Origin of the sequence: Allohahella marinimesophila (genome assembly GCF_039538005.1) — a bacterium.
Lineage (GTDB): Bacteria > Pseudomonadota > Gammaproteobacteria > Pseudomonadales > Oleiphilaceae > Allohahella > Allohahella marinimesophila.
Genome location: NZ_BAABBO010000009.1, coordinates 384,869 through 396,932, shown reverse-complemented (window position 1 = coordinate 396,932; position 12,064 = coordinate 384,869). Strand labels below are relative to the sequence as shown.

10 protein-coding genes are annotated in these 12,064 nt (G+C 54.1%); 8 read left to right on the top strand and 2 right to left on the bottom strand.

Annotation, left to right across the window (positions count from 1 at the left end; genetic code table 11):
• Positions 1–25: 25 nt before the first annotated feature.
• Positions 26–1,537 (bottom strand): chromosomal replication initiator protein DnaA, encoded by a 1,512-nt coding sequence (dnaA, locus tag ABD735_RS10530; RefSeq protein WP_344806088.1) that lies wholly within the window; start codon positions 1,535–1,537, stop codon positions 26–28.
• A 762-nt stretch (positions 1,538–2,299) separates the two neighbouring features.
• Here dnaA and rpmH point away from each other — a divergent pair.
• The 5 genes from rpmH to mnmE all read left to right on the top strand — a co-directional run bounded on the left by rpmH (position 2,300) and on the right by mnmE (position 6,399).
• Entirely contained in the window at positions 2,300–2,434 is a 135-nt protein-coding gene (gene rpmH, locus ABD735_RS10525; protein ID WP_344806085.1) for a 50S ribosomal protein L34, read from the top strand.
• An 80-nt stretch (positions 2,435–2,514) separates the two neighbouring features.
• Positions 2,515–2,922 carry a ribonuclease P protein component gene (rnpA, locus tag ABD735_RS10520; RefSeq protein WP_344806083.1) on the top strand — a complete coding sequence of 136 codons (408 nt, stop codon included), beginning with the start codon at positions 2,515–2,517 and terminating at the stop codon, positions 2,920–2,922.
• Positions 2,919–3,224, top strand: coding sequence for a membrane protein insertion efficiency factor YidD (gene yidD / locus ABD735_RS10515; RefSeq protein ID WP_344806081.1), 306 nt, complete (start codon positions 2,919–2,921; stop codon positions 3,222–3,224). The genes rnpA and yidD overlap by 4 nt, the downstream gene beginning before the upstream one ends.
• A gap of 12 nt (positions 3,225–3,236) precedes the next feature.
• Positions 3,237–4,967 (top strand): membrane protein insertase YidC, encoded by a 1,731-nt coding sequence (gene yidC, locus ABD735_RS10510; protein ID WP_344806079.1) that lies wholly within the window; start codon positions 3,237–3,239, stop codon positions 4,965–4,967.
• A gap of 13 nt (positions 4,968–4,980) precedes the next feature.
• Positions 4,981–6,399, top strand: coding sequence for a tRNA uridine-5-carboxymethylaminomethyl(34) synthesis GTPase MnmE (gene mnmE, locus ABD735_RS10505; protein ID WP_344806357.1), 1,419 nt, complete (start codon positions 4,981–4,983; stop codon positions 6,397–6,399).
• A 24-nt stretch (positions 6,400–6,423) separates the two neighbouring features.
• On the opposite strand, the gene ABD735_RS10500 is transcribed toward mnmE, so the two are convergent.
• A complete protein-coding gene (locus tag ABD735_RS10500) occupies positions 6,424–7,557 on the bottom strand; it encodes a tRNA-queuosine alpha-mannosyltransferase domain-containing protein (protein WP_344806077.1) in 1,134 nt (377 codons plus the stop codon).
• 191 nt (positions 7,558–7,748) lie between these two features.
• On the opposite strand from ABD735_RS10500, the gene ABD735_RS10495 reads away from it, so the two are divergent.
• The 3 genes from ABD735_RS10495 to rsmG all read left to right on the top strand — a co-directional run bounded on the left by ABD735_RS10495 (position 7,749) and on the right by rsmG (position 12,022).
• The gene (locus ABD735_RS10495) at positions 7,749–9,032 is read left to right on the top strand and encodes a replication-associated recombination protein A (RefSeq protein ID WP_344806075.1); all 1,284 of its coding nucleotides are present in this window, start codon (positions 7,749–7,751) and stop codon (positions 9,030–9,032) included.
• A 396-nt stretch (positions 9,033–9,428) separates the two neighbouring features.
• The gene (mnmG, locus tag ABD735_RS10490; protein ID WP_344806073.1) at positions 9,429–11,363 is read left to right on the top strand and encodes a tRNA uridine-5-carboxymethylaminomethyl(34) synthesis enzyme MnmG; all 1,935 of its coding nucleotides are present in this window, start codon (positions 9,429–9,431) and stop codon (positions 11,361–11,363) included.
• Positions 11,363–12,022, top strand: coding sequence for a 16S rRNA (guanine(527)-N(7))-methyltransferase RsmG (gene rsmG, locus ABD735_RS10485; RefSeq protein WP_344806071.1), 660 nt, complete (start codon positions 11,363–11,365; stop codon positions 12,020–12,022). The genes mnmG and rsmG overlap by 1 nt, the downstream gene beginning before the upstream one ends.
• Positions 12,023–12,064: the final 42 nt, after the last annotated feature.

The following is a 12,064-nucleotide window of genomic DNA, read 5'->3' as shown; positions in this document are numbered from 1 at the left end:
GCAAAGGAAGACCAGACCAAGTTTGTCAGCCCGTGAGCGAACGCATGAAATACTGATAGTCTTCCCGCGTGGCCACATCGGTCTGCTGCAACGCTTTCATCACCTTGCAGGCATGTAGCACCGTGGTGTGATCCCGGCCGCCGAAAGCGTCACCGATTTCCGGCAAGCTATGCTGCGTCAGTTCTTTCGCCAGACACATCGCCAACTGCCGTGGTCGCGTGATGGACCTGGTTCGGCGCTTTGACAGCAGGTCGGACACACGAATCTTGTAATATTCTGCTACGGTTCGCTGAATGTTATCGATGCTGACCTGCTTCTCGTGAAGGGCCAACAAGTCTTTCAGGCATTCGCGGATGAACTCGGGCGTTATCGGATTGCCGGTAAAATGGGCGTTAGCTATAACGAGGCGAAGTGCACCTTCCAGCTCACGAACATTCGAGCGGATTTTCTGAGCGATAAAAAACGCGCATTCACTATTGAGCTCCACGCCGGATTGTTCCGCTTTCTTCATGAGGATCGCTACGCGAGTCTCGAGCTCGGGTGGTTCCACCATGACAGTCAGACCCCAGCCAAATCTGGACTTGAGCCGCTCCTCCATGTTTTCGATTTCCTTGGGGTAGCGGTCAGAAGTCAGAATCATCTGCTGCCCACCTTCGAGCAAGGCATTGAAGGTATGGAAGAACTCTTCTTGTGAACGCTCCTTCTTGGCGAAGAACTGGATGTCATCGATCAACAGCGCATCCACGCTGCGATAATATTTCTTGAACTCATTGATCGCGTTCATTCGAAGCGCCTTGACCATATCCTGGACAAAACGTTCAGAGTGAAGATACACCACTCGCGCGTTCGGTTTTCGCGCCACAATCTCATGACCGACGGCGTGCATAAGGTGCGTTTTACCCAGTCCAACACCACCGTATAAAAACAGCGGATTAAAGGCCTTGCCTGGATTATCAGCCACCTGAATTGCAGCAGCTCGAGCCAACTGGTTCGACTTGCCCTCAACAAACGAGGAAAACGTAAAGTCGCGGTTCAGAGCGCTCTCGTGCTTGACCAGCGAGGCCGGCTCCTGAGAGTTATTAGTGGTAGACCAGGCTTCAGGCGCAGGCGTACGAATACGGCGCCGGGCCGGCGGCGTACGCGTGCCGTTTTCCGGAACCACGCCAGTCTGGTGGCCGCGAACTTCATTCTGGGCTGGAGGCTGGGCCGACGACGCTGCCGGAGCCTGTATCTCCGCTGAATTGGCAGAGGCACTGACTTTCGGTGCAGAGCCTATCTGCAGACAGACTTGTATGGAACTACCCACCTCTTCGGAGCCTGCAACCTTCTGGCCCGAAGCATAAGCGCAGAGCAGATCATCAATCTTTGGGAGATATTTGTCTTTCACCCAGTTCATGACGAATCGGTTGGGGGCGTAGAGATGCAGTTGTCCGTTTTCAAAATGCGCCTGAAGCGGTCGTACCCAGGTATTGAATTGGTCCGGAGGTAAATCTGTCTGAAGGGCGTTCAGGCACTGTCGCCACATCACATTAGGCATTGACCATCATCTTCTATCGAAAGTAGTGAATTTTGAGGCTCGACTTCGGTACGGCTATCAACAGATCGCGATCGCGATGGCGAGGGCAATCTACTGCATAGGCGAGGTCTTCTATGGTGGCTTTGCACCGAGCTCTGCTGTTTTCACCGAATTTTGCATTTGCGCACGATACAGCTCCGTCTGCGTCGTCGGTACGCGCTACTGAATAGATCCATCAAGAAGGAGAATACTACCTTTCGGCTGGCTCTCTTGCCAGTACCAGCAAGAGTTATTCAAAGCATGTGGATATCTTTTATCTTTATATTCATATGCTTGAATACTTACTCACAGAGATAAGAACAACTTTCTGCTCACGAACAAGTGCTTGGTATAAACAGTGCACCGTCGATCATGGCCAGATGCAGCCGAACAAGTTGTTGATTGCCCTGTGTGTGGAGGGGGGAACAAGCTGTGCATAGTTTTCTGGAATATCGCCCTGTGGATAAACACCCGCTTTATGCACAGCCTGCGCACATGTCATACAGAAACTACACGCAGGTTAGGAATACGAATAAAGAGTATAAACCAATGTTTTATATGGATTTATAGGAGTTGTTCCGCTAAACCTGGCTACGTAGTAACTACAATCACAAAGTTTTATACATGAAAACCTGTAATGATTAGAGCGAGCTTGTCGAGCTGAATTTTCGCGCAGCTTGTATAAGCCAATCGAATTGAATATAATCCGCGACCCTGAATATGAACCAGCTATGAGTACCAACCATGAAACGTACCTTTCAGCCAAGCAACATCAAGCGTAAGCGCTCGCACGGCTTCCGGGCACGCATGGCCACCAAGGGTGGACGTGCTGTCATCAATGCGCGTCGTGCCAAAGGTCGGAAAGTTCTTTCCGCCTGACCTGCCTGACCCGAAAGGGTTTGTTCTGACATCATGTTGACATCGGCACTATCTGGCGCCGATGTAACCAAGGGACGGGAATGAACGAGTCTTTTCCTCGAATTGCCCGTCTGTTAGCGAAACGTGATTTCAGCACTGTGTTCGAAGACAATCATTTCAAACGAAATGCGCCGCAGGTGCTCATGCTGTGTCATCGGCCAGCTGAGCCTGGTCAAGCCGCTGGTAGTCGTCTAGGCGTGATCGTTGCCAAAAAACAGGTCAAGCGTGCGCACGAACGCAACCGGCTCAAACGTCTGGCCAGGGAGCAATTCCGTCGCTTACGTAGCGAATTGCCGGAGGCTGATATCGTGTTGCTCTTTCGACACCCTGCCCAGTTCTGTTCGAATGCAGAGCTGTCTGACATTCTCCGCAAGCACCTGCTAGGTCTTCAGCGAAAATATCAGGCTGTAGAACCCGTCAGTTCTGCTCAGCAACTGGAACAACAGTGAAGCGGTCCCCTCATAGTCGGGGCCGAAGTGTGATTCAATGGCTTCGTCAATGGCCCAGGAGTCTGGTCCTGGCGCTCATTCGTCTGTACAAGCTCACACTCAGCCCGTTCATCGGGCAGCATTGTCGATACACACCCACGTGCTCCAGCTACACCTCGGAAGCGATCAAAGTCCATGGTTTGCGTAAAGGAGCTTATTTTGGCGTTCGCCGTCTGCTAAGATGCCACCCCTGGTGTCACGGTGGCTATGATCCCGTCCCAGCCCCATGCGAAAAACACGCTTCATCTCAGAGACTTTCCTGAAGACTAGATATTATGGATTCAATTCGTACAGCTATCATCATCGCTCTCCTGGCGGTCAGCTATCTCATTATTCTTCAATGGAATGAGGACTATCCCGACCCCAGTCAACGCGCGGCTTCTGCACCCAGCCAGCAGAGTTCCCCAGGCGGTGATACTGCGCTTGAATCCACCGGCCTCGATAACGGTGCTGACAGCGATGATCTGATAGTCCCCTCCGAACAGGGTGAAAGTGACCTCGTCGTTCCCGGTGCTTCCGAGGCCAGTGGCCCCGTTGCTTCAACCGGGACTGGACAGCTGATATCTGTAACGACTGATGTGCTTGATCTGCAAATCGATCCGGTCGGTGGTCGCATCATCAAGGCGGCTCTGCTCGAATATCCAATTTCGGTCAACAACGAGACCCCGCTCAAGCTTCTGCAGCATGGCGAAGGCGTCACCTTCCTCGCGGAGAGCGGTCTCATCGGCAAAGATGGCTTCGATACTGCGAAAAATGGTGGAAAACCGAACTACGCTGCGGAGCAGACTGATTATGAGCTGAAAGAAGGTGAAGACCAGCTGACAGTCGAACTCAAGACCGAGCGTAATGGTATTAGCGTAATCAAGCGCTATGAATTTGCTCGCAACAGCTATGAAATCAATGTCAGTTTTATCGTCGACAATCAGGGTACCGAACCCTTCACAGCCAATTATTTTGCCAAGCTGCTACGTGACCGGTCTGCAGATCCGACCTCAAGTGGTGGTTTCGGCGCCGTGTCATATCTTGGCGGCGTCATCTCAGCGCCAGAGCTGGATATGCCGTACGAAAAACTTGACTTCGATGATGTTGACGACGGCGTTGAAAGCCTGACTTCCGACAATGGCTGGATAGCCATCCTCCAGCATTATTTCGTCACTGCGCTTATTCCGCAGTCTGAGCAGGCCAGTGTGTTCCAGGCACGAAAGCGAAACGGCCTGTACATGTACGGTTATGTCGACCCCGCATTTACTGTCCAGCCCGGTTCCACTGAGACCAGATCTGGAAAGATGTATGTCGGCCCGAAAGTTCTCGACCGGCTTGATGAAGTTGCGCCAAATCTCGAGCTGACTGTGGATTTTGGCTGGCTCTGGTTGATAGCCAAGCCACTGTTTGTCGTGCTCAAGTTCCTGCATGACCATATTTTCGCTAACTGGGGTGTTGCGATCATCCTGTTGACTATTGGTATCAAGGCTCTGTTCTTCAAGCTGTCAGCGACAAGCTATCGTTCAATGGCCAACATGCGTCGCGTCACGCCTGAGCTCCAGCGCTTGCGCGAACAGCACGGCGACGACAGGCAGCGCATGTCACAGGCCATGATGGACCTTTACAAGCGAGAGAAAATCAATCCGCTTGGGGGTTGCCTGCCAATTCTTGTACAGATGCCAGTATTCATTGCCCTTTACTGGGTGCTACTGGAGAGCGTTGAACTGCGCCAGGCGCCATTCTTTGGTTGGATTCAGGATCTTTCACTGAAAGACCCTTACTTCATTCTGCCATTGCTCATGGGTGCCACCATGTTCCTGCAGACGAAACTGAATCCGACGCCGCCGGACCCAATGCAGGCGAAGGTAATGCAGCTGATGCCAATTATCTTCACGGTATTCTTCCTCTGGTTCCCGGCCGGTCTCGTACTCTACTGGTTCGTCAACAACCTGTTGTCGATCACCCAGCAGTGGATCATTACCCGTAGCATCGAGAAATCGTCGACCACGCCTGCCAAGAGCTGATCGGCCTGCAGTGATGGAAAGTGGAGGCGAGGCGCCAGATACGATTGCTGCCATAGCGACGCCTCCGGGCCAGGGCGGCATCGGCATCATTCGTCTATCGGGGCCGTCAGCCCGGAAGATTGGTGAGACGATCATTACTCGCTCACTGGCCCCACGGGTAGCGACGCTGACCCGTTTCCATGATGTTGGCGGCAGCCAGCTCGATGAGGGTATAGCACTTTTTTTCCCTCAACCAAACAGCTTCACCGGGGAAGATGTATTCGAGTTGCAGGGTCACGGTGGACCCGTTGTCCTGGACCTTCTTCTGGCGTCCGTCTGCAAGCTTGGTGCGAGAATAGCCAGACCGGGCGAATTCAGTGAGCGCGCATACCTCAATGACAAACTTGACCTGGTGCAGGCTGAGGCCATTGCTGACCTCATCAGTGCGTCTTCAGAGCAGGCTGCCAGAAGTGCTCTGGCTTCTCTCAGCGGAGATTTTTCGGCCACAATCAATAATTTCCTGGCAGAGCTGACCCGAGTCCGCGTTTATATTGAAGCGGCTATCGATTTCCCGGAAGAGGACGTCGATTTCCTCGCTGAAAGCGAAGTGGTCAGTGAGCTGACAACGCTGAGTACCTCATTAGCGAATGTGAGAAGTCGTGCTGCCCAGGGGCGCGTATTGCGTGACGGGATTTCGGTAGTCCTCGCTGGTAAGCCCAATGCCGGAAAATCGAGTTTGCTGAATGCCCTGGCCGGTGAAGAACGCGCCATCGTTACCCACGTTGCGGGCACTACCCGGGACATTGTGCGCGAGCATGTCATCATTGATGGTTTGCCTTTGCATCTGCTGGATACTGCAGGCATGCGTGAGACTGAAGATTTTGTGGAACGCATCGGCGTGGAACGAGCGCAGGCTGCCAGTGTCGAGGCCGATGCTTTGCTGTGGATATATGATGCGGCGGAGCAGCCAGCCGCCGCTAGTACCCCAGAAGACCTTCTGCCGCCGATACTGCTTCAGCATGTCCTCGCTCATCCTGCACTGCCACTGTTGATCGTAGCCAACAAAGCTGATCTGTTGGCTTCACATCTGATCGAGGTGAGGCAAGCGCAGCCACTCCAATCGCCCAGTGGAATTCGTTACCATCGTCTGGCTGTCTCTGCAGTATCTGGTACGGGCCTTCCAGACCTCAAAGCCAGACTGAAAGCGGTAGCTGGTTTCCAGAATACGGGGGAACAACTCATTCTGGCCCGCCGCAGACATATCGATGCCCTGGAACGATGTCAGCAACATGTCGACGCCGCTTTGAATGCACTGCAGTCCGGTCAATTAGCTGGAGAGCTTGCCGCTGAAGATCTTCGCTACGCTCAGCGCGCACTCTCAGAAATCACTGGCGCGTTTTCTTCGGACGATCTGTTGGGTGAAATATTTTCCAGCTTCTGTATCGGAAAATGATACAGCACCTAGCGAGGGATCAGGCTAATCGACTACTGGCCGCTCAGATAACAGTTGCTCGAAAAGAGACTGGTATTGCCTGGCTAACACTGACATTCGCCAGGCTTCCGGAACACGATGAACTGGTTGTATCGTCATGAGATTGATCAAACAGGCTGCGGCGGCTTCAGCTTCCTTGTCGATATCGTGTTCAAAACTTTCATAGCGGCTGACGTCAGGGACGTATTCTCGATAGGCTAGCCGGTCTGGTGCGAGGGGGAGACACCCTGAGGCCATCGCTTCGAGCATCGACAGGCCCTGGAAATCGTGGATGGCTGTCGAAATGACGATGTCAGCGCTGCCTAGCAGGCGGTCGTATTCTTCTCGACTCGCCAGAAATCCCCAATACACTACCCGCGATGAGAATTCTCGGTAAATCTCATCAAAGACCTTGGGCTGTGAACGAAAGCGTTCGCCTACCACACTCAGGCTGAATGGCACGGAGAGCGCATCCAGCCTTTGCAGGAATCTGAGCAGGCGTTCAGGCCCCTTGTCGTATTCCCATCGGTGGTTCCAGAGCAGATGTGGACAGTTCCAGTTCGCCTGCCGAGGGATATCCAGAAACAGGTCATCTTCGATAGGCACTGGAATCACGCAAGATTTATCCCGCAGACGGGTCACCAAGCCGGTGGGCACGCCGTCCGGCATTCTATCAAGGAAGGTTTGCACACCGTTTAGAAAGCTGTCGAGATTCCAGGCGCTGTTGAACACTACGCGAGTGGCTGAAATGGCACTGTAGAGATTGACCATCTGGGGTTCCAGTCTCGGCATCTGATGACTGGACGATGGAAAGGCGAACTGATTTTCATGCATGTACAAGAGCCAGGGTGTGCGAGCGAGGCCTGGATGGAAACTCCGAATAGACGCCAGATCTACCATCGAGGTGGCAATGACAAGGTCCCAGGGTTCACTCAGACAGGGTTCATTGAGCCAGCTCAGAGGATTGCCTCGTATACGCCAGGCAAAGAACCGTGCCGGCAAGGACAGTGACTGCCAGGTGTATTCAGCGAACATGGCCGCGAGTTGATGCCGCCAGCGTTTGTGACTGGCAGCATCATAGGCAGATAATACTAGGATGCGTGGAAGAGCCTTCCGGGAGATTCGAATGTCGTTGGTCATCACTGCTGTTGATCCGTCTTTTATGCCGCTCATACATGCTATGGTAGTGAAAAGAGCATGAAGTTATCAGTCGCCGGTGACCGCCAGCGCTGCCTGAAGACGGTTATGGATGACTATCTGGCTAAGCCGTATTCCATAGAGTCACTAAAGGCCTTGCTTCACCGTCACCTGCCTGCGCGATTGGAGTCGTGATGAACCAGCCGCTGCCAGAACGACTGCGTCCGTCTACGCTCGACGATGTATTGGGGCAGGACCATCTGCTGGCGCCTGGTCGGCCTCTGCACAGCGCCGTTCAGGTAGGCCGCCCTCACTCCATGATCCTCTGGGGGCCACCCGGCGTTGGTAAAACCAGCATTGCCCGACTGTTGGCAAATGCGTTCGATTGCGAGTTTCAGGCTATCTCGGCGGTGTTTGCCGGTGTAAAGGACATCAGAGCCGCCGTCGCGCTCGCGAAGACTCTTCGCGACGAGTCCGATCGACAAACCATTTTATTCATCGATGAAATCCACCGTTTCAATAAGTCGCAACAGGATGGGCTGCTGCCACATGTCGAAAGTGGCCTGCTCACATTTATCGGTGCGACTACTGAAAATCCCTCCTTCGAGGTGAACTCCGCGCTGTTGTCGCGGGCCCAGGTGTACGTACTGAAAGCCCTGGACGGGGATACGCAGGCATCGCTGCTGAAACGAGCGCTGGACGCAGATTACCCTGGCTTGCAGATTGAACCAGATGCTGCAGCTGCGCTCAGTGATCTGGCGGATGGCGACGGACGTCGGCTACTGAATTCACTCGAGCAGACAGCCGAAGCCGCTGTACAGCAGGATAAAACTATCATCGACCTTGATCTGGTCAAGGCTTTGGCTGGCGGCTCGGCCCGTCGCTTTGACAAAGGCGGAGATGCCTTTTATGACCAGATTTCCGCACTTCACAAAAGCGTTCGAGGCTCAGACCCCGATGCAGCGCTATATTGGTTCTGTCGCATGCTGGACGGCGGCACCGATCCCCGTTATCTCGCGCGACGCATCATCAGAATGGCCTGGGAAGATATCGGACTCGCCGACCCACGGGCGATGCAACTGTGTAACGATGCCGCCGCTACCTACGAACGACTTGGATCGCCCGAAGGTGAACTCGCACTCGCGCAGGCGGTCATTTACCTGGCCATAGCAGCCAAGAGCAACGCTGGTTATGCGGCGTTCAACGCCGCGCGAAAATATGTGAGCCAGGACCAATCGAAGCCGGTGCCTATGCATCTGCGTAACGCCCCCACGAAGCTGATGAAAAATCTGGGTCACGGGAAAGGGTACCGCTACGCGCATGCTGAAGCGGAGGCCTATGCAGCGGGGGAGCAATATCTACCGGATGGCATGTCACCGCCGGCCTGGTATCAACCCGTTGACCGGGGCCTCGAAATCAAGATTCGAGAGAAGCTCGAGCGTTTGAAACGGCTGGATTCGTCGAAGAAGCGAAGCTAGTGCCTGTCATTGTGGCACGCTCCGCCACATCTTCAGACGAAGAGCTCATTTCCCGCTTGTCAATAATGTGGATAACTTTTTTGCTTTTTCGCTCACAACTTCCTCTACTATGAATATACCTTTCTATTTCAATAAGATAAGCGATGAGTAGCTGAGTTGGCTTAATATATGCCTGTGGATAAGTCTATTAATAACTTCTTGAGAAGATGTTTGTAACTTAATGATTCCCCTAATGTTTCAAAGTGTTAATGTGTTTGAGGTATAGGGGAGCCGAGATTAAGTACTGATGAGTGAACATTTGTGAAATAGAGTGTTCATACTTTGTACAATACTCGCGAAGGTCCTACAGCCGTAGTAGACTACTGCCCCATTTTATGAGTTACCGGGTCTCAATTTATGATCTATTCCAAGCATTATGATGTCATCGTGATCGGCGGTGGTCACGCTGGTACTGAAGCAGCGCTGGCCGCTGCGCGCGCTGGTGCCAGCACATTGTTGCTGACTCATAATATCGAGACCCTTGGCCAGATGTCATGCAACCCAGCCATTGGGGGAATCGGTAAAAGTCATCTCGTTCGTGAAATCGATGCGCTGGGCGGCGCCATGGCACTGGCTGCCGATGCGGCTGGTATACAGTTCCGTGTGTTGAATAGTCGCAAGGGTCCTGCCGTGCGAGCTACGCGTGCCCAGGCTGACCGTGTGCTGTATCGCGCCGCTATTCGCACCATGCTTGAGAACCAGCCGGGTCTGGATATCTTTCAGCAGGCGGCCGACGATGTGATTGTCGAGGGCGAGGCTATCAAGGGTGTGGTCACCCAGTCGGGTATTCGTTTCCTCGGTCGCAGTGTCGTGTTGACTACCGGCACCTTCCTTGGCGGAACCATTCATATCGGGCTGGAAAATCACCGGGGTGGCCGAGCAGGCGATCCACCGTCGATCCGGCTCGCAGACCGGCTTCGCGAACTACCGCTCAGAGTCGGCCGACTCAAGACCGGTACACCGCCGCGCATTGATGCCCGCAGTGTCGATTTCAGCAAGATGATCGAGCAGCCCGGGGATACCCCGCTGCCCAGTATGTCGTTCATGTACGGCATTGGCGACATGCCAAAGCATCCGCGGCAAATCAGCTGCTTTACCACCAAGACGACTGCCGAGACTCACGACATCATTCGCGCCGGTCTGGATCGTTCGCCCATGTACACGGGCAAGATCGAAGGCGTTGGGCCGCGTTATTGCCCGTCCATCGAAGACAAGGTCCAGCGTTTCGCAGACAAGGATTCACACCAGATCTTCATCGAGCCCGAAGGCCTGACGACGCACGAACTCTATCCGAATGGCATCTCCACCAGTCTGCCCTTCGATGTTCAGCTGGCGCTGGTCCACTCGATGCCGGGGCTTGAAAATGCGCACATCACCCGGCCGGGCTATGCCATCGAATATGACTTCTTCAATCCGCAGGACCTCAAGCCAACGCTGGAAACCAAGGTCATAGCCGGCCTGTTCTTCGCCGGTCAGATCAACGGCACGACTGGTTATGAAGAAGCCGGAGCCCAGGGTCTGCTCGCCGGTGTGAATGCCGCCCTGCTCAGTCTCGACAAGGCACAGATCACATTCGGCCGGTCGGAGGCCTACCTCGGCGTGCTCGTGGACGATCTCATCACCATGGGCACGGTCGAGCCCTACCGCATGTTTACCAGTCGTGCGGAGTATCGACTGCTCCTGCGTGAAGACAACGCCGATCAACGCCTGACGGAGATTGGCCGTCGGCTGGGACTCGTCAGTGACGAACGCTGGGCGGTGTTCAGCGAAAAACAGAATGCAATCGCCCGGGAACATGAATGGCTGCGGCAAACCTGGGTCCAGCCCGGCACTCGTCTCGCTGAGGACATGAATGGGCGCTTCGGTTTCAGCATCGCCAGGGAGTATTCGCTACATGATCTGGTCAAGCGTCCGGAAGTGAATCTTGCAGCGTTGAAACAACTCTGGCTGGCTGGCGAACCAGCGCCAGAAGAGATGGATGGCATCGCAGAGACGACCGCCACGCTGGCGATTGCTGGTCAGGTGTCTGAGCAGGTCGAGACCGGCATCAAGTACGCGGGCTATATTACTCGACAGAGTGAGGAAATCGAAAAGCTGCGACGGAACGAGCATCTCGTGTTGCCGTCCGACTTCGACTATGCAGGTATAGATGGCCTGTCTTCAGAAATTCGCCAGAAGCTCTGCAATATTCGACCAGCTTCGATCGGTCAGGCTGGGCGAATACCTGGAGTTACACCGGCCGCCGTGTCTTTACTGCTGGTTCATCTCAAGAAACGCAGAACCGCAGCCTGATGCAGCAACAGACTGCCGAGACCCTTTTACGTACAGGCGTCGACCAACTCGGGTTGTCTCTCAGTGAGGCCCAGATTCAGCAATTGCTGCAATATCTTGCGCTGCTGGATCGATGGAATACGGCCTACAATCTGACCGCTGTTCGCCAGCCCCGTGATCAGGTCGTCCGCCACCTGCTGGACAGCCTGAGCGTCCTGCCAGCCTTGAGTGATTTCGAAAAAAACTCGCCGAAGGGGCTGAGCTGTGTCGACGTCGGGACAGGTGCCGGAATACCAGGTCTCATTCTGGCACTCGTCATGCCCGGGACCCGTTGGATTCTGCTGGATAGTAATGGCAAAAAGACCCGTTTTCTGGTGCAATGCTGCCATACGCTTGGCTTGAACAATGTTCAGGTGATTCACGGCAGGCTCGAAAATTTTTCGCCGACAGTCCCGATTGACATCGTGATCTCGAGGGCTTTCACCCAGTTGAGGCAAATGACGGCCTGGCTCGTGCATCCTGATTTACAGGCCGCAAAGCTGCTGGCAATGAAGGGTCAATTACCGCAGGCTGAGATCGACGAACTGCCCTTGCCCTGGGTAGTCGAGCGGGTCGATCAATTGCAGGTGCCATTTCTGGAAGAAGCGCGTCACCTGCTTGTTCTGGGTAAGACAGACTGAAAACCAGGCTGAACAAAAAAGGATTGCATGCGCACCATAGAC

Bases quoted from the DNA above. Each gene is read 5' to 3' on its own strand.
- dnaA (WP_344806088.1), bottom strand. From the start codon at position 1,537: ATGCCTAATGTGATGTGGCGACAGTGCCTGAACGCCCTTCAGACAGAT.
- rpmH (WP_344806085.1), top strand. From the start codon at position 2,300: ATGAAACGTACCTTTCAGCCAAGCAACATCAAGCGTAAGCGCTCGCAC.
- rnpA (WP_344806083.1), top strand. From the start codon at position 2,515: ATGAACGAGTCTTTTCCTCGAATTGCCCGTCTGTTAGCGAAACGTGAT.
- yidC (WP_344806079.1), top strand. From the start codon at position 3,237: ATGGATTCAATTCGTACAGCTATCATCATCGCTCTCCTGGCGGTCAGC.
- mnmE (WP_344806357.1), top strand. From the start codon at position 4,981: ATGGAAAGTGGAGGCGAGGCGCCAGATACGATTGCTGCCATAGCGACG.
- ABD735_RS10500 (WP_344806077.1), bottom strand. From the start codon at position 7,557: ATGACCAACGACATTCGAATCTCCCGGAAGGCTCTTCCACGCATCCTA.
- ABD735_RS10495 (WP_344806075.1), top strand. From the start codon at position 7,749: ATGAACCAGCCGCTGCCAGAACGACTGCGTCCGTCTACGCTCGACGAT.
- mnmG (WP_344806073.1), top strand. From the start codon at position 9,429: ATGATCTATTCCAAGCATTATGATGTCATCGTGATCGGCGGTGGTCAC.
- rsmG (WP_344806071.1), top strand. From the start codon at position 11,363: ATGCAGCAACAGACTGCCGAGACCCTTTTACGTACAGGCGTCGACCAA.